General features: G+C 51.7%; 20 protein-coding genes. 7 read left to right on the top strand and 13 right to left on the bottom strand.

Features of this window, described 5'->3' with window-relative positions; all coding sequences use genetic code 11:
* Window positions 1-401 precede the first annotated feature (401 nt).
* The 8 genes from FPG75_RS09695 to ureA are packed head-to-tail and all read right to left on the bottom strand — an operon-like array spanning window position 402 to window position 6189.
* Window positions 402-1103 carry a hypothetical protein gene (locus FPG75_RS09695; RefSeq protein WP_143306583.1) on the bottom strand — a complete coding sequence of 234 codons (702 nt, stop codon included), beginning with the start codon at window positions 1101-1103 and terminating at the stop codon, window positions 402-404.
* A complete protein-coding gene (locus tag FPG75_RS09690) occupies window positions 1100-1903 on the bottom strand; it encodes an urease accessory protein UreD (protein WP_161596740.1) in 804 nt (267 codons plus the stop codon). The genes FPG75_RS09695 and FPG75_RS09690 overlap by 4 nt, the downstream gene beginning before the upstream one ends.
* An 11-nt stretch (window positions 1904-1914) precedes the next feature.
* Complete coding sequence (gene ureG / locus FPG75_RS09685) at window positions 1915-2553, bottom strand: urease accessory protein UreG (protein WP_143306581.1); 639 nt, start codon at window positions 2551-2553, stop codon at window positions 1915-1917.
* Window positions 2554-2572: 19 nt separating this feature from the next.
* Window positions 2573-3256 (bottom strand): urease accessory protein UreF, encoded by a 684-nt coding sequence (locus tag FPG75_RS09680; RefSeq protein WP_201747927.1) that lies wholly within the window; start codon window positions 3254-3256, stop codon window positions 2573-2575.
* A 9-nt stretch (window positions 3257-3265) separates the two neighbouring features.
* A complete protein-coding gene (gene ureE / locus FPG75_RS09675) occupies window positions 3266-3766 on the bottom strand; it encodes an urease accessory protein UreE (protein WP_143306579.1) in 501 nt (166 codons plus the stop codon).
* Window positions 3767-3777: 11 nt separating this feature from the next.
* Complete coding sequence (ureC, locus tag FPG75_RS09670) at window positions 3778-5499, bottom strand: urease subunit alpha (RefSeq protein ID WP_143306578.1); 1722 nt, start codon at window positions 5497-5499, stop codon at window positions 3778-3780.
* Window positions 5496-5870: an urease subunit beta gene (gene ureB / locus FPG75_RS09665; RefSeq protein ID WP_143306577.1), complete on the bottom strand. Its 375-nt coding sequence runs from the start codon at window positions 5868-5870 to the stop codon at window positions 5496-5498. Before ureB ends, ureC begins: the two co-directional genes overlap by 4 nt.
* 16 nt (window positions 5871-5886) lie before the next feature.
* Complete coding sequence (gene ureA, locus FPG75_RS09660) at window positions 5887-6189, bottom strand: urease subunit gamma (protein ID WP_143306576.1); 303 nt, start codon at window positions 6187-6189, stop codon at window positions 5887-5889.
* Window positions 6190-6391: 202 nt separating this feature from the next.
* Here ureA and FPG75_RS26145 point away from each other — a divergent pair, with 202 nt between their 5' ends.
* Window positions 6392-6553, top strand: a complete 162-nt coding sequence (locus FPG75_RS26145; RefSeq protein WP_201747926.1) for a hypothetical protein — start codon at window positions 6392-6394, stop codon at window positions 6551-6553.
* A gap of 40 nt (window positions 6554-6593) precedes the next feature.
* Here the strand turns inward: FPG75_RS26145 and FPG75_RS09650 are convergent, their stop codons facing one another.
* Entirely contained in the window at window positions 6594-7367 is a 774-nt protein-coding gene (locus FPG75_RS09650; RefSeq protein ID WP_317130740.1) for a DeoR/GlpR family DNA-binding transcription regulator, read from the bottom strand.
* Between the two features lie 213 nt (window positions 7368-7580).
* Here FPG75_RS09650 and FPG75_RS09645 point away from each other — a divergent pair, with 213 nt between their 5' ends.
* On the top strand, window positions 7581-9158 hold the full coding sequence (locus FPG75_RS09645; protein ID WP_236652752.1) for a glycerol-3-phosphate dehydrogenase/oxidase: 1578 nt from the start codon (window positions 7581-7583) through the stop codon (window positions 9156-9158).
* Between the two features lie 47 nt (window positions 9159-9205).
* On the top strand, window positions 9206-9829 hold the full coding sequence (locus FPG75_RS09640) for a dihydrofolate reductase family protein (RefSeq protein WP_143306575.1): 624 nt from the start codon (window positions 9206-9208) through the stop codon (window positions 9827-9829).
* Window positions 9830-9837: 8 nt separating this feature from the next.
* On the opposite strand, the gene FPG75_RS09635 is transcribed toward FPG75_RS09640, so the two are convergent.
* Both FPG75_RS09635 and FPG75_RS09630 read right to left on the bottom strand, forming a co-directional pair.
* The gene (locus FPG75_RS09635) at window positions 9838-10347 is read right to left on the bottom strand and encodes a GNAT family N-acetyltransferase (RefSeq protein ID WP_143306574.1); all 510 of its coding nucleotides are present in this window, start codon (window positions 10345-10347) and stop codon (window positions 9838-9840) included.
* 7 nt (window positions 10348-10354) lie between these two features.
* A complete protein-coding gene (locus tag FPG75_RS09630; RefSeq protein WP_143306573.1) occupies window positions 10355-10783 on the bottom strand; it encodes a MarR family winged helix-turn-helix transcriptional regulator in 429 nt (142 codons plus the stop codon).
* 96 nt (window positions 10784-10879) lie between these two features.
* On the opposite strand from FPG75_RS09630, the gene FPG75_RS09625 reads away from it, so the two are divergent.
* Window positions 10880-11359, top strand: a complete 480-nt coding sequence (locus tag FPG75_RS09625) for a group II truncated hemoglobin (RefSeq protein WP_201747925.1) — start codon at window positions 10880-10882, stop codon at window positions 11357-11359.
* A 1-nt stretch (window position 11360) separates the two neighbouring features.
* Here the strand turns inward: FPG75_RS09625 and FPG75_RS09620 are convergent, their stop codons facing one another.
* A complete protein-coding gene (locus FPG75_RS09620) occupies window positions 11361-12416 on the bottom strand; it encodes a serine hydrolase domain-containing protein (RefSeq protein WP_143306571.1) in 1056 nt (351 codons plus the stop codon).
* A gap of 12 nt (window positions 12417-12428) precedes the next feature.
* Entirely contained in the window at window positions 12429-13208 is a 780-nt protein-coding gene (locus tag FPG75_RS09615; protein WP_143306570.1) for a carboxypeptidase-like regulatory domain-containing protein, read from the bottom strand.
* 174 nt (window positions 13209-13382) lie between these two features.
* Between FPG75_RS09615 and FPG75_RS09610 the strand changes: the two genes are divergently transcribed.
* The 3 genes from FPG75_RS09610 (at window position 13383) to FPG75_RS09600 (ending at window position 15606) form a co-directional block, all read left to right on the top strand.
* On the top strand, window positions 13383-13937 hold the full coding sequence (locus tag FPG75_RS09610) for a TetR/AcrR family transcriptional regulator (protein ID WP_143306569.1): 555 nt from the start codon (window positions 13383-13385) through the stop codon (window positions 13935-13937).
* An 11-nt stretch (window positions 13938-13948) separates the two neighbouring features.
* On the top strand, window positions 13949-15190 hold the full coding sequence (gene fabF / locus FPG75_RS09605) for a beta-ketoacyl-ACP synthase II (protein ID WP_143306568.1): 1242 nt from the start codon (window positions 13949-13951) through the stop codon (window positions 15188-15190).
* A gap of 80 nt (window positions 15191-15270) precedes the next feature.
* Window positions 15271-15606: an ArsR/SmtB family transcription factor gene (locus FPG75_RS09600; protein WP_143306567.1), complete on the top strand. Its 336-nt coding sequence runs from the start codon at window positions 15271-15273 to the stop codon at window positions 15604-15606.
* Window positions 15607-15614: the final 8 nt, after the last annotated feature.

The raw sequence follows: 15614 nt of genomic DNA, 5'->3' as shown, positions 1-15614 counted from the left end.
GTACATAATAATGAATTAACACCCTTTTCTTTAATTTTGGCCCTTCATACACTGCTTATGTCATCATTGGAAAATATTGCCCTGCAATGGTTTCAGGCCTTCAACGATCACCATGTCATGGGTAAGCGGATTTTTCTCGCAAAGACGCAAAGCAGCAAAGGATCGAAGCGGATTTTAAGGTCGCGGAGAGAGAAGACGATATAATAGATTATGGGCCTTCTTCCTCTGCGACCTTAAAATCCGCTTCGATCCTTTGCTGCTTTGCGTCTTTGCGAGAAACAGATTCGCTAAATCTAGCCGCCACTCCTACTTTCAGATAAAAAGGCATCCCTGGCGTGAAACACTGCTCTGTCACGGGCGCCGGGGAATGATTTCCTTTCAGTCATATGTTTAACGTGGTTTTACCATCCAAGGAAAACCATACCGATACCGCACATCGTCACAACGGCGCCGCCAATGGCGTGTACGTAGCGTTCCAGCTTGTCGGTTTTAATGAAAGAATAACCGTAGCAGCCGATCAACACCATCGTGAGCATGGTGAGCACCGTTACTACTGCAAATACACTGATCAATACGATCACTTCCAGGGAAGAGCGATGCGCGCCAGAGTAGAATAAGAGCGGCACCAGCGGCTCGCTGGGCCCCATCACGAAGATGGCAAACAGTATCCAGGGTGTTACTTTCACCCGGTTCTGCGGGTAAACAATATCGCCATGACGGTGTTCATATACATAGATATCGCCGCCATCATATACATCGAAATGTTTGTGCGCCTTGTTAAGCCAGGCCTGGCGCAGCCCCCAGAGCAAGTAAACCACGCCAAATGCCAGCAGGCACCAGCCGGATAAATTACCCCGCACATCCTGGAACCAGGTGAGCCTCGACAGCTGCCATCCCAGCAGCACGCCCAACAGCCCTATCAATACAGAGCTGAAGATATGCCCCAGGCCGCAGATCACCGTCCATAGGATGGTTTTGGGCATCGACCATTTCTTCGATCTCGACAACACAATGAACGGCAGGTAATGATCCGGGCCTGTAGCGGTATGCAGGCAAGCAATCGTTATGGCCGACAATACCAAAGTGGTCAATCCTATATTCATATCGCCGCTTGTTTTACGTGAGGCTGTTGCCAGCAATATTTTTCCACCTGTTGCAGGCAGCGGAACAGCTGCTCGCCGCCATGGCCCAGGATGCGGATCACCAGCGAAGAGGCATGAGGCCGGGAGATGCCCAGGGCAATATCCTTTTCGTTTTCCAGCAACGCATGCAGCTCGTCTGCCATCTGCTCCGACACACCTTCGCCGGTGTCTACATGCAACAAGGTAGCCTGGTGCGTGTAGCCCTCCATCTGCCCGATCGCCGCCATGGGTAATAATTGCGGCTGCAACAGCAGGTTGTCTTTTATCAGCAGCTGATCATGATGATACACCGTGGTAATGTTGTGGAACTGCCGGTAGCGGAAAACTTCGCCCGAATGCTTGCGGCCACAGGTAAGTATTTCGCCGAAGGTAAGCCGGCAATGATCCGCCAGCCGTATCACATTGCGCCCTTTGAAGATGGCATTTTCATGCGGCACCACGGGGTGCTGCACATAGCTGAAAACGCTGCCTTCCTGCAAAGTGATGCGCTGCTCCTGCTGCGCGCCGCGCTGCATATTGAAGAGCCGCTGGTACGATTGCGATTGCAACAGCAAACGGCTATGTGTTTCCACGGTGATCTCAATATCATAATGATCGCCATCCAATATGCCCGGCGAAGAGCTCATCACCATCAGGTACAAAGCAGGATCACGGCGGTGTTCACTGATGTTCGCCACCCGGAAAGGCCGGGTGAAAAAAGTATCTTTCAGGTACGACCTGCCATTTTTAAATCCGCTGTTGATGGTTAGCCTGTTAATCATCTGTTGCTGTTTTATCGTACAAGTGCCGGCTCTGCTGCATCTTCCAGCAAGGCGTATTTTTTGATCCATCCGATCACGGTGTCGAGGCCCTGCAACGACATGAGGTTGGTAAACACGAAAGGCTTGCCGGTCCTCATTTTGCGGGCATCGCGCTCCATCACGCCCAGGTCGGCATGTACATAGGGCGCCAGATCAATTTTGTTGATCACGAGCAGATCGGAACGGGTGATGCCCGGGCCGCCTTTGCGCGGTATCTTGTCGCCTTCCGCCACATCAATGACGAAGATGGTTACATCCGCAAGATCAGGGCTGAAAGTAGCGCTGAGGTTATCGCCGCCGCTCTCGATGAGTATCAGCTCGATATCGGGGAAGCGCGCTGCCATTTCATCCACGGCTTCCAGGTTCATGCTGGCATCCTCGCGGATGGCGGTATGGGGGCATCCGCCGGTTTCTACGCCGATGATGCGCTCCTTCGGTAAAAGGCTGTTCTTCGTCAGAAATTCCGCGTCTTCTTTGGTATAGATATCATTTGTGATCACGCCGATGCTATAAGATTGCATCAGCTGCCTTGACAAACGCTCTATCAGCGCGGTTTTACCGGAACCTACGGGCCCGGCCACGCCTATCTTCACATATTTTCTGTCGCTCATTTTTTACGTTTTATTTTTTTTAAGACATATACAAACGGGAATAGAGCCGTTCATGCTGCATGCAGCGGATATCGAAGCCGATATTGCAAACGCCTGCCAGATCGCGGTCCAGCGCAATCGTTGGTGCGATCAGCGCTTTGATCACCGCCTGCATGTGGAACAGGATGTCCTGCCCGTCGAGCTGCCCCAGTGGCACCAGCTTCACGGCATTGGTGACCATACCCGCGGCGGCATTGTAATAGAAAGCATATAATGCCTCCTCCAGCGGGATATCTAACAGGCACGCATATACGCCATAGGCAATACAATAATGTCCCGCCGCTTTCCTGGCCTGCACGGCGGCTTCAAACGATTGCGCCAGCGCAAACGGTTGCTGTCGCCGGAATATTTTAATGAGGCGTTGTCCCAGTTTCTGGCTGGCCTGTCGTATTTCCAGCGGCAGCTTCAGGGCGCTCACCTCTTCATCCAGCAGCAGCAAAGCCGGCAAATCCTGTGCAGCAGCGGCTTTGTAGGCGAGGCATACAAAGGCGGCATCGTTATAATGCAGATTGGCGCTAAGCATCTGCCGCACGTAATCCGCCGCCGTAGCGGCATCGTGCACGATCCCCTGCTGCACATAAGTTTCCAGCCCGTTGGAATGGGTGTAAGCCCCGATAGGCAAAGTAGGATCGCTGAGGTGTAGCAGACTTCCGAGGTAATTCATATACAGTTTTTATTTGGATGCCATCCCGATGATCTTTGAAAACAAGGAACTGCCGCCGCCATGACTGTGCGGCTGCACATTGGCATTGAGCAGGTTCGTGAGACGGGTATGCTGCTTTTCGGTAACGTAGCCACTGGCCACCAGCCAGCGGAAGATCGGCTCTTCATAGGGCAGCAGCACCTGGTTGTCCTGGATGAACACAGGCAGGTGCTTGTTGCCGATCTCGTAACACACACTCCCCATTTCCAACAGCGAGCGCGGTGACACCACGATGGCATCGCTCGGCAGAATATCCACTACCACCGCCTTCTGCGCATCCATATACAGGATATCGCCCTGGCGCAAACGCTGCCCCTCTTTCAGGAAACGCACCGCGATCTCCATGCCCTGCTGCGTATGCTTGCGCTGTATGCGCTTCGTGGTTTCGTACCACTCCAATTGCAGCAGGTCGGTCTGCAAGTGGCTTACCGCCAGCGTTTCCATATTGCCGATGATGTTGTCGATGATCATGATCTGTATATTTAAAAGAGAAAATACCGTTGCGCCAAAGGCACCACAGCTACCGGCTCGCAGGTAATAACGGTACCGTCTACACGTACTTCATAATTTTCCGGGTTCACGGTGATCTCCGGTGTTTTATCGTTATGTATCAGGTCTTTTTTGGAGATATTGCGGCAGTTCTTCACCGGCAGTATCATTTTCTCCAGACCATATTCTTTCACCATACCGTTATCGATCGATGCCTGTGATACAAAAGTGACGCAGGTTTTGTGCAGGGCCTTACCGAAAGCGCCGAACATATTACGCATGATCACCGGCTGCGGCGTAGGAATAGACGCATTGGGATCTCCCATCTTGCTGGCGATGATCATGCCGCCTTTGATGATCATTTCCGGTTTGGCGCCGAACAGTGCGGGCTTCCATAACACGAGATCCGCGATCTTGCCGGGTTCCACGGAACCTACATATTCGGAGATGCCTTGTGCAATAGCCGCATTGATCGTGTATTTAGCTACGTAACGTTTCGCACGGAAGTTATCGTTGTTATTAGCGGCATCTTCCGCCAGCGCGCCGCGTTGTACTTTCATTTTGTCGGCCGTTTGCCAGGTGCGGGTAACGACCTCGCCTACACGCCCCATGGCCTGTGAGTCGGAGCTCATGATGCTGAATACGCCCATATCATGCAGGATATCCTCTGCAGCAATGGTTTCCGGACGAATGCGGGAGTCGGCAAAGGCCACGTCTTCCGGAATATTTTTACTCAGGTGATGACATACCATCAGCATATCCAGGTGCTCATCGATGGTATTTACGGTGAACGGACGGGTAGGATTGGTAGATGCGGGCAGTACATTCGGATACATCGCCGCTTTGATGATATCCGGCGCATGGCCGCCACCAGCGCCTTCGGTGTGGAAGGTATGTATCACGCGGCCTTTGATGGCGTTCATGGTATCTTCCAGGAAACCGGCTTCATTGAGGGTATCGGTGTGGATGGCTACCTGCACATCGTATTTGTCGGCTACTTTCAGCGCCGCGTCGATCACGGCGGGCGTAGCGCCCCAGTCTTCATGTATCTTCACGCCCAATGCGCCCGCCTCTATCTGCTCCGCGATGGGCGCTTCTGTAGCACAGTTGCCCTTTCCGAAGAAACCGAGGTTCATCGGAAATGCTTCTGCGGATTGCAGCATCCTTTCGATGAACCATTTACCGGGCGTGATAGTAGTGGCATTGGTACCGTCTGCCGGTCCTGTACCACCGCCGATCATGGTGGTGACGCCACTGAAGAGCGCTGTTTCTATCTGCTGCGGACTGATGAAGTGAATATGCGTATCAATGCCACCGGCAGTAACGATGAGGCCATCGCCGCCGTGTACTTCTGTGGAGGCGCCGATGATCATGTTTGGCGCTACACCGTCCATGGTATCTGGATTGCCAGCCTGACCGAAACCCACGATCCTGCCATCTTTGATGCCGAGGTCGCCTTTCACGATGCCCCAGTGATCGAGCAGGATCACGTTGGTGATCACAAAGTCTAGCACGCCCTGGTCGCGGGTGGCGGTGCTGGATTGCGCCATGCCATCGCGCACCGTTTTGCCGCCGCCGAATTTACTTTCATCGCCGTAGCTATTGAAGTCTTTTTCTATCTCGATGATGATATTGGTATCGCCCAGCCGCACTTTATCGCCCACAGTGGGGCCGTACATATTGGCATATTTGGTTTTATTGATCTTCAGGGTCATTGTGCTTGGTTTTTAAAATTGAGCGGTTCGAGTTTCGCTACGGCGGCGGCTTTAGCGGCATCCTGCGTGGTGTCGCCATTCACGAGGTTATTGATGCCAAAGGCTTTCCGGGCGCCGCCGAAGGCCACGAGCTGCACTTCTTTTTCTTCGCCGGGTTCAAAGCGTACAGCAGTACCTGCGGCAATGTTGAGCCGCATACCAAATGCTTTGGCACGGTCGAAGCTCACCTGGCGATTCACTTCAAAAAAATGGCAATGGGAGCCGATCTGCACCGGGCGGTCGCCGGTATTGATCACTTTAATGCTAACGGTATCTCTCCCCACGTTACAGTTGATATCGCCATCGGCGATAAAATATTCTCCGGGAATCATGATGACAGTTTTAAAATTATCGGATCGGGTTGTGGACGGTCACGAGCTTGGTGCCATCCGGGAAGGTGGCCTCAATCTGCACGTCGTGGATCATTTCGGGGATGCCTTCCATGACATCCTCTCTGGTGAGGATAGTGGCGCCGAACTGCATGAGCTCCGCGACCGATTTCCCGTCGCGTGCCGCTTCCAGCAGTTCGCTGCTGATCAGCGCGATGGACTCGGGATAATTGAGTTTAAGCCCGCGTGCCTTGCGTTTGGCCGCTACTTCTCCAGCCAGGTGGAGCAACAATTTTTCCGTTTCTCGGGGAGTTAGATGCATAATATTTACGGATTTTTGGATTTACAGATTTTTGGATTTATGTGTGTACGAACTTCCGAAGTTAGTGATACCAAATTCGAAAATCAATACATCAATTCAGATTAGCACAAAACGTGACTGTCAGCAACATCACCTCAGGGAAAAAGGTGTTGCCTTCTATGCGTATAAGCTGAACATCTCGGAAAACTATCTTAATAAATGCGTGAAAGAGGCTACAGACAAGCCTCCCAAGCAGTGGATCAATGAAGTGAACATCCTGCACAGCCAGATACTGTTGCAAAACGTTACGAGGGATATTGCCAGCATTGCATTTGAATTAAATTTCAATCCGCCAATTATTTCGCGCGATTGTTCAAACAGGTAAAGGGTGTTACGCCCGGCGCCTGCCGCAAGGTCTGGAGGGGCTAATGAGTAACGGTTACTTTTACGCCCATCTCTTCCAGTTGCCGGAGCGTATGTTCAGCGATGCCGCTGTCGGTAATAATTTCATCTATCTCGTCCAGGCCACAGATGCGGCCGAAGCCGCGTTTGCCAAACTTGCTGGAATCCGCCAGCACAATGGTTTTCTGAACAGTCGCGATCATCTTCTGGTTCAGGTGCGCTTCCATAATATTAGTAGTGGTTAGCCCGAAATCCAGGTCAATACCATCTACCCCCAGAAATAATTTACTACAGGAGAAATCTTCCAGTATCTTTTCTGCATAGGGTCCTGTTACGGAAGTGGAGCTGTTGCGCAGGTGGCCGCCAAGCTGGATCACCTCTATCTCCGGGCGGCGCAGCAGTTCCAGCGCTACATTGATCGCGCCGGTGATCACCGTGAGATGTCCTTTGGGATGAATATGTTTTGCAAGTGCCAGCACCGATGTGCCGGAGGCGATGATGATCGCATCATTCGGCGCGATGAGCGCCGCTGCCGCCTCCCCGATGCCTGCCTTCTCTTCTTTCCGTATCTTCTCTTTCTCATTCACGGGCTTGTCCATCGTATACGGATTCTGCACCGTGGCGCCGCCATGTGAACGGAACAACAAAGATTTATCTTCCAGCAGTTTCAGGTCTTTTCGTATAGTCACGCCCGATACATCCAGCTCTTTGCAGAGCTCCAGCACATTTACATAGCCTTTCTCGTGCAGTTTGTTCAGGATGAACTTATGGCGTTCGGCAATATTGATCATCGACATAAAACAAAGATAACCCGTTTTTTGAAATAATATGAAAGACCTGATTTTAAAGTGAAATTAGAATACTCAATTGCAAATTTATGAAAACCAGTATTTTAATTTCTTTAATCTCATTTTCTTCTCCATACATCAAAAAATACGCGCGTATTTCATTTTATTTTATACTTTAGTTTCAGATTGTTTCTTTTTATTGCAAATCATAACAAAACGAAAGTGAAGAGAATAGACTCTATCGCACAATTAAAGGCAGCAGAAAACCAGCGCTGGGACCTTATTATCATCGGCGGCGGCGCCACCGGCCTGGGCATCGCCATGGATGCTGCTACCAGGGGTTATAAAACTATCTTGCTGGAGCAGGCGGATTTTGCCAAAGGCACTTCCAGTCGCGCCACCAAACTGGTACATGGCGGCGTGCGATATCTCGCGCAAGGCGATATCGCCCTCGTACGGGAAGCCCTATACGAAAGAGGGCTGCTACTCGCCAATGCCCCGCACCTCGCCCATAACCAGCAATTCGTGATCCCGCAATACCGCTGGTGGCAAGGGCCTTTCTATACGATTGGATTGAAAATATATGATATGCTGTCAGGCAAATTAAGCCTGGGCCCTTCGCATCACATCAGCAAACAGGAAGTGATCAAACGTTTGCCTACCATACAACAGGAAGGATTGAAAGGCGGCATCGTGTATCACGACGGACAATTCGACGATGCTCGCCTCGCCATCAACATCGCGCAAACGGCCGCGGAGCATGGCGCTGTGCTGCTCAACTATTTTAAGGTGAACGGCCTGCTGAAGAATGCCGCCAATAAAGTCAGCGGCGTACAGGCACAGGATCTCCTCTCCGGCGAAACATTTCAGCTCAATGCCAAAGTGGTCATCAATGCCACCGGCGTTTTTGTAGATGAGATCCTGCAACTCGACAATCCCGCCGCACGCAACCTGGTGCGGCCCAGTCAGGGCGTACACGTAGTGCTCGATCCCGGCTTCCTGCAAAGCCGGAGCGCCATCATGATCCCTAAAACGGCCGACGGCCGCGTGTTGTTCGCCGTGCCCTGGCACAATAAAGTAATCGTTGGCACCACCGATACACCGCTGGAAACGCATAGCCTGGAACCGGTAGCGCTGGAAGAAGAGATCAACTTCATCCTCAGCACAGCCGGGCAATACCTTTCAAAGCCGCCACTGCGCAGCGATGTACTGAGTGTGTTTGCCGGACTGCGGCCACTGGCAGCGCCACAAAAAGATACCGGCAGCACCAAAGAAATATCCCGCAGTCACAAGATCATTGTAGCCCCATCGGGCCTCATCACCATCACCGGCGGCAAATGGACCACCTTCCGCAGGATGGCCGAAGACACCGTAGCACAGGCCATCATCACCGGCGGCCTTGAACAGGCGCCTTGTCAAACGAAAACTTTGCATATTCACGGATACCAGCAACAAGCATCCGGCGAAGCGCCGCTGGACGTGTATGGCAGCGATGCGCCGCTCTTACAGGCTTACATCTCCCTGTTCCCGGAAATGGGCCAGCAGCTGCATCCGCGGCTGCCTTATATCAAAGCGCAGGTGATATGGGCCGTACGTTATGAGATGGCAGAAACCGTGGAAGATGTGCTGGCACGGCGTTTACGCGCCCTCTTCCTCGATGCGCAGGCCGCCATCGACATGGCGCCCGCCGTGGCTTCACTGATGGCCACAGAAATGAAGCGGGACGCCAGCTGGCAGGATGCGCAGGTGCAGGCATTTGTGCAGGTAGCACAACACTATCTCCTGAAAAACATTCACTAACGGTATAGTATATACGATAAAAGTCCTGATCCAAAAAACACAAAAATATGAGCAAAATTATCTTTGACAGCGGCATATCACTGGATGGCTTTTTCGCAGGTGATAACAGAAGCCCAAGTAATCCGATTGGCACCAATGGGCCCGCCATTCATAACTGGATGTATAAACAAAAAGCATTTTGGAAAAACATCAATATGGAGGGCGGTGAAGAATATGGCACAGACAGCAAATTGATCGATGACGTATTTGCCAGAACAGGCGCTTACATCATGGGCAAACGAATGTTTGAAGAAGGTGAAGTACATTGGGCGGAAGACCTGTACAAGGCAGATGTTTACGTGCTGACGCACGAAAAGCGGGAGCCCTGGGTGCAAAAAGGAACCACCACTTTTTACTTCATCAACGACGGCATTGAAAGCGCATTGGAAAAAGCGAAACAATCAGCCAAAGGAAAAGACATCAGAATACAAGGCGGCGCTAATACCATTCAGCAGTTTCTCAACGCAGGACTTATCGACGAATTTTTCATCCACATTGCGCCGCTTTTCTTAGGCAGTGGCATCCGGCTGTTTGAAGGCATGGACAAAGACAAATACGATATTCAAATTGTAGAAGTAATACCCTCGGAACTCACCACACACCTGCGGTATAAGCTGACGAGGAAATCCTGATCATCCTTTCAACCAACATCATCCTGAGCGATGGCTAACTCATACCTCCGCTCCTTCAGCGGCTTTCCGAATAAGGTGGAATCTACCTCTTCGGCGAGCTGGAAGCCATTGCGGAGGTAGATGGAAGCGGCAGTTTCCTGCTCTTCTGAAGTCCAGAGGTAGGCAGATGTATATTTTCTTTCTTTAAAGCAGGCCATGAACAGGGCCATCATCTCGCGGCCCAGTCCAACGCCGCGATAGGCGGGCTCTATCAGGAAGTAGCGCAGCTGCGCGGCATTGCCGGGGCGGTGCATGAGTGCTAGCGTGCCTACAATATTGCCATTGTGTTCGGCTATCCAGATACGGTCTTGTGAAGGGTCGTATTGTTCATAAAACTCGTTCAGGCCTTTGGCAACATAACTTTCAAAGGAGAGGCCGTAGCCATATTCGCGGTGATAGAGTACCGCGTGGCGATAGACCATATAGCCCAGGTCGCCGGATTGGAGCGTAGTCCTGATGCTGATATCGCTGAGTTGCATGGTATTTTTATTTTTTAGACAGGATACGTTCAATAGCCTGCATATGATATACTAGTTCGTCTTTCTCTTCTTTACGAAGCCCTTTTACCAGTCCTTTGATCTGATCGTTGGCAAGGCATTCCAACTCATGAAATTCTTTAGCACCCTGTGCGGTCATTTGCAGAATGAGGGAGCGGCCGTCTTCCGGCGATGGCCGGGTAGTGATGAGGCGCGCCTTCTGCAATTTGAGCAGCACGCGGCTCAGGTAGCCCTTGTCGATGTCGAAAGTTTCGGTGATGCTTTTAGCGGTGCAGTTGCGCTGGTGGGTGATCTCATACATTACCCGCACTTCCGGCAGGGAATAATGGCCGCGGAGCAGGTAATGATTGAGCAGGCCGATCACATTGGTGTAGAAACGGTTAAAGGCCCTCACCTGGCCTATCTGTCGGGTATTCATACAGCGAAGATATTTTAATTAGTTGATTTTGTCAACTATATTTTTTTACGGGAGATGAAGGAGAAATTGTACATTCAAGATCAGAAAACCAATGCCATGTCTGAAGAAAAAAAGACGCCCACCCTGTATGAATGGGCTGGCGGCGGGGAAGCGCTGGAGAAGCTCACCCGTCATTTCTACGATAAAGTTTTGAAAGATGAATTGATAGGGCCGGTATTTGCGCATATGTCGCCGGACCATGCCCGGCATGTTGCGCATTTCATCGGCGAGGTGTTCGGGGGCGACAAACGCTACACTGGCGAAGATGGCGGCAGTCATGCCACGATGGTACATCATCATCTCGGCAAGCATCTCACGGAGCAGATGCGCCGCCGCTGGATTGATCTGTTGCTGGATGCGGCCGACGAAACCGGCATGGCCAGCGATCCGGAATTCCGTTCTGCATTTGTAGGTTACCTGGAATGGGGCAGCCGCATTGCGGTGATCAATTCACAGGCAGATGAAAACCCGATCGGCAAAGACGAACCCATGCCCAAATGGGGCTGGGGCGAAACCGGCGGCCCATACCAGGGATGATTTACGGAACGATATTTCTTGCAAGACTGCGAACTTTCAGAGAGGCGCCCACAGTGGCGCCCTCGTTATTTGCCGGCAGCAGTGTAAGCAGGATGCCTGTTATCTTTTTATTGTAGTTGATCCAGGGATGCGTACCAAAAGCGCCAGGGCTGCAGCTTTCTACTATGGCGTCGTTAGTGGCGGCAAGATCGCGCCAGTTGCCGATGCCGTAGAAGTTGGGAAGTGTAGGCAGCAATGCCAAAGGGTAAGGGGAATAGTCCACCCGCACATGGGCTGTCTGGCTTTGTTCCATTGCATCCACAGCAGCGCTGCTCAATACGCGCGTACCATTTGTTGCCACTCCCCTGTTGGCCAGCATATCCAGAAAACGGATATAATCATTAGCAGTGCTCCTCCCGCCGCCGGCGATGAGCGGATTGGCGGAGAGGCCGTAATCGGTATTGGTCATGCCGCAGGGCGTGAAGATCTTTTCCGCTGCAAGTGCGCCCCAGCTCTTGCCAGTCGCCACTTCGCAGATGCGGCCTGCCACCTGCATACTCACGCCGCCATAATAAAATGCGGTACCCGGCGGATTGATCAACGCTACATTTTTAGCGATCAGGTCTGCCGCCAGCGACAACGTTAGCAAGGGATCGGATTCATATCCCTGGGAAGAGTTACCCGGAAAGCCCGATGTATGCGACATCAGCTGCGCAATGGTGATATTACCTTTATGATAACTCGTAAACAATGGCAGGAATTTGCCCACCGTATCGGAGAGCCGTAATGTTCCCTCGTCCACCAAACGCATGACCACGGCGGCCGACAACCATTTAGAACAGGAGGCAACCAGCACGCGCGTGTTTCCATCATAGCCGCCATAGCTTTTACTGTACACCGTTTGTCCGTTCACATGTATCAGCGCATAACAGCGGCCGCTGAAGCGCAGCGGCACCGAATCATTCAACACCGTATCTACGGCGCTGAAATCCAGGGAGGTTTGTGAACCGGGAAGGTCATTTTTCTTTGTGCAGGATACCAGCAGGAAAAACAAGATAGGGATCAGCATTTTTTTCATCACGACAGATAATTATCTCTTCAAACGCTGAAGGCTATCGAGATATTGCTGATAAGCGCTTTTTATAAAAACCATCAGGTCGTATTGCGCACTGTTTTGCAACAGCGAAGGTGGCGGCGCATAACGTTCCATGAAATAGTGAAGGCTATCGCCATGCAGGCATGTAAGTTTGCTCACCGTGGCGGAATCATAGTAATACCGGATAAAGCGCTCTTCTTCCGCCATCAGGAAACGTTCACGGAAACGTTTGCGGCGGGCGTTCTTCCCGAAAGATAAAGCCTCTGCAATAGCATGAGCATCCAGCTCTATCCTGATCATATCCAGCTGCCCGAGCGGGTTTTGGCGCAATGAATCCAGTTTAGGCAGTTTCAGAATCGGCGGGCGTTTCCGGAAGAGGGATTTGTATTCTTCCCGCATACGCAGCGAATCGCGCTTGTAGTTGGAGCCGCGTACCAATTGCTGCTGCAAGGTGATTGTTTCGCTGTTCAGGGTGATGTTTAATGAGGGCAGGCTGAACAACTCTCCACTCACCTGCAACCGTTGGGCGCGATAACCGATCATAGAGAAAAGCAATGTATCGCCGGCACGACAGCTAATCGAAAAACGGCCTTCCGCATCCGTGAGCACAACTTTGCCGCGGGTGGTATTCCGCACCGTCACGCTTTGTAATACTTCGTCAAGATTACCGGCAACTTTTCCAGATAAAAGATGTTGTGCAGATAGCGTTTCGCTGCAAAGCATGCAAAACGGGAAAACGGCGATGGCAGCGATTCTGGTGATGGCGCTAAACATGATGATGACGGCTACTGATCAGCTGGAATGAAGATAGCCAAATATGATGGCGAAAACCTTTTCCAACAGGAATTTTAACATTTTAGTATAGACGTGACCGTTGATTGTACGGAGATATCCTTCTGCTGTTTTATTTTTGCTTACTTACTACCAAGTAAGTATATTTGCATCGTTATGTCAGCAACAAGAGAGAAGATCATTGCCCTGGCCGACGGCCTGGTGCGTACGCGGGGCTTCAACGCCTTCAGTTATAAAGACCTGTCTGAACCACTGGAAATAAAGAACGCCGCGGTGCATTATCACTTTCCCGCCAAAGCCGATCTGGGCATTGGCGTGATCGATCGCGAGATCGGTAAATTCCTGGCGCAGACGGCCCAATGGAAGCAATTGCCTGAAGACAAACAACTATTAAAACTATTCGAGGTATTCGGCAGCCATTGTAAAAAAGGGAACATTTGTTTGATGGGATCGCTGGCGCCGGATTATGAAACGCTGCCAGCGCCAATGCAGGAGAAAGTGCAAACCATGGGCAACAATATATTGGAGTGGTTAAGTGATTGTTTGAAGAAAGGGCGCAAGCACAAACGTTTCCATTTCGATGGCGACCCATATGATCGCGCCCTGCTGATCATCACCAACCTGCAATCTTCGCTGATCCTCTCGCGGGTGCTTGGCACGCAAGTATTTGACCGCATCAGCAAGCAGCTGATGCAGGACCTGAAACCATAAAGTAACATTCCATGAAAAGAGTTGTGATCACCGGCCTGGGCGCCGTTACACCTATTGGCAACGATGTTGCCACCTTCTGGCAGCAGCTGGTAGGCGGCGTTAGCGGCGCGGCGCGCATTACACATTTCGATGCGTCCCGCTTCCGTACGCAGTTTGCCTGTGAGCTCAAAAATTTTGATGCCGCCGCGCATCTCGACAAGGCCGATGTCCGCAAAACCGATCCCTTCACGCAATATGCGCTGGTGGCGGCTGACCAGGCCATCAAAGATTCCGGGATCGACTTCAGCCAGATGGACCCATTTGATACCGGCGTGATCTGGGGCTCCGGACAGGGCGGCATGCTCACCTTTGAAGAGCAGGTAACTGAATACGCCAAAGGCGATGGCCAGCCACGCTTCAGCCCCTACTTTGTGCCCAAGCTCATCACCAATATGGCCTCCGGCATGATCTCCATTAAATATGGCCTGATGGGCATCAACTATACCACCGTATCTGCCTGCGCTACTTCCAACACGGCGTTGATGGATGCATTAACGTATATCCGTTTGGGTAAGGCGAAGGTGATGATCAGCGGCGGCTCGGAAGCGCCGATCACTGCGGCTTCCGTCGGCGGCTTCTGCGCCATGAAGGCTATGTCCGTCCGCAATGACGATCCCGCGGCCGCCTCCCGCCCCTTCGATACGGCCCGCGACGGCTTCGTGATGGGCGAAGGCGCCGGCGCACTCGTACTGGAAGAATATGAGCATGCCAAAGCCCGCGGCGCACATATCTATGCCGAACTGGCCGGCGCCGCTATGACTGCCGATGCCTATCACATGACTGCCACACATCCTGAAGGGCTCGGCGCCTGGAAAGCCATGCAGCTGGCCCTCGCCGATGCCGGCATCAACAAGGAAGAAGTGGACTATCTCAATGCGCACGCTACTTCTACGCCAGTGGGCGATCTCAGTGAAACGACGGCCATCGCGAAACTTTTCGGCGTAGGGGCGTCACCGTTATATATCAGCGCTACCAAATCCATGACCGGCCATCTGCTTGGCGCCGCCGGCGCCATAGAAGCGATCGCCTGCATCAAAAGCATCGAAACAGGCATCATCCCTCCTACGATCAATACTACCCAACCTGATCCGGGCTTGCCTGCCGGCTTGCAGATCATTTTCGGACAGGCCATGGAACATCCTGTGAAAGTGGCCATGAGTAACACTTTCGGCTTCGGTGGTCACAATGGTATTATAGTGTTCCGGAAAATCTGATCTCTCCCTGAAGAAAAAAAATTTTTTGTAACCAACTGGTTTCCTATATTTGTAACCAGTTGGTTACATAATTATTTTCTATGAGAAGAGACGTATTTCAGGCCATCGCCGATCCCACCCGTCGTGAGATCATCGAACTACTGGCCCATCATTCCCTCAACCTGAACAGCATCGCCGATAATTTCGATATCAGCCGGCCGGCGATCTCCAAACACGTCCGCATCCTGACGGAGTGCGGCCTCATCATCATCACGCAACAGGGCCGCGAACGCTACTGCCGCGCCGATCTTCAACAACTCAAACAAGTATCAGACTGGACAGAAAAATACCGCGACTTCTGGACACAAAAGCTCGATGCATTAGGCCAATTCCTGGAACAGGAAGAGCGAAAGACTGCACGTAAAAAGAAAAAATAACCTCTAAA

Source organism: Chitinophaga vietnamensis (assembly GCF_902167635.1).
Taxonomy (GTDB): Bacteria; Bacteroidota; Bacteroidia; order Chitinophagales; family Chitinophagaceae; genus Chitinophaga; species Chitinophaga vietnamensis.
The sequence above is the reverse complement of the archived record's forward strand: the minus strand, read 5'-3'. Positions and strand labels throughout refer to the sequence as shown.

Excerpts from the sequence above, each read along its gene's own strand:
- ureE (WP_143306579.1), bottom strand. The coding sequence starts at position 3,766 with ATGATCATCGACAACATCATCGGCAATATGGAAACGCTGGCGGTAAGC.
- ureG (WP_143306581.1), bottom strand. The coding sequence starts at position 2,553 with ATGAGCGACAGAAAATATGTGAAGATAGGCGTGGCCGGGCCCGTAGGT.
- FPG75_RS09610 (WP_143306569.1), top strand. The coding sequence starts at position 13,383 with ATGTCAGCAACAAGAGAGAAGATCATTGCCCTGGCCGACGGCCTGGTG.
- ureC (WP_143306578.1), bottom strand. The coding sequence starts at position 5,499 with ATGACCCTGAAGATCAATAAAACCAAATATGCCAATATGTACGGCCCC.
- FPG75_RS09650 (WP_317130740.1), bottom strand. The coding sequence starts at position 7,367 with ATGTCGATGATCAATATTGCCGAACGCCATAAGTTCATCCTGAACAAA.
- FPG75_RS09635 (WP_143306574.1), bottom strand. The coding sequence starts at position 10,347 with ATGCAACTCAGCGATATCAGCATCAGGACTACGCTCCAATCCGGCGAC.
- FPG75_RS09640 (WP_143306575.1), top strand. The coding sequence starts at position 9,206 with ATGAGCAAAATTATCTTTGACAGCGGCATATCACTGGATGGCTTTTTC.
- ureB (WP_143306577.1), bottom strand. The coding sequence starts at position 5,870 with ATGATTCCCGGAGAATATTTTATCGCCGATGGCGATATCAACTGTAAC.
- FPG75_RS09680 (WP_201747927.1), bottom strand. The coding sequence starts at position 3,256 with ATGAATTACCTCGGAAGTCTGCTACACCTCAGCGATCCTACTTTGCCT.
- FPG75_RS09615 (WP_143306570.1), bottom strand. The coding sequence starts at position 13,208 with ATGTTTAGCGCCATCACCAGAATCGCTGCCATCGCCGTTTTCCCGTTT.
- FPG75_RS09600 (WP_143306567.1), top strand. The coding sequence starts at position 15,271 with ATGAGAAGAGACGTATTTCAGGCCATCGCCGATCCCACCCGTCGTGAG.
- FPG75_RS09695 (WP_143306583.1), bottom strand. The coding sequence starts at position 1,103 with ATGAATATAGGATTGACCACTTTGGTATTGTCGGCCATAACGATTGCT.
- ureA (WP_143306576.1), bottom strand. The coding sequence starts at position 6,189 with ATGCATCTAACTCCCCGAGAAACGGAAAAATTGTTGCTCCACCTGGCT.
- FPG75_RS09620 (WP_143306571.1), bottom strand. The coding sequence starts at position 12,416 with ATGAAAAAAATGCTGATCCCTATCTTGTTTTTCCTGCTGGTATCCTGC.
- fabF (WP_143306568.1), top strand. The coding sequence starts at position 13,949 with ATGAAAAGAGTTGTGATCACCGGCCTGGGCGCCGTTACACCTATTGGC.
- FPG75_RS09625 (WP_201747925.1), top strand. The coding sequence starts at position 10,880 with ATGTCTGAAGAAAAAAAGACGCCCACCCTGTATGAATGGGCTGGCGGC.
- FPG75_RS09690 (WP_161596740.1), bottom strand. The coding sequence starts at position 1,903 with ATGATTAACAGGCTAACCATCAACAGCGGATTTAAAAATGGCAGGTCG.
- FPG75_RS09630 (WP_143306573.1), bottom strand. The coding sequence starts at position 10,783 with ATGAATACCCGACAGATAGGCCAGGTGAGGGCCTTTAACCGTTTCTAC.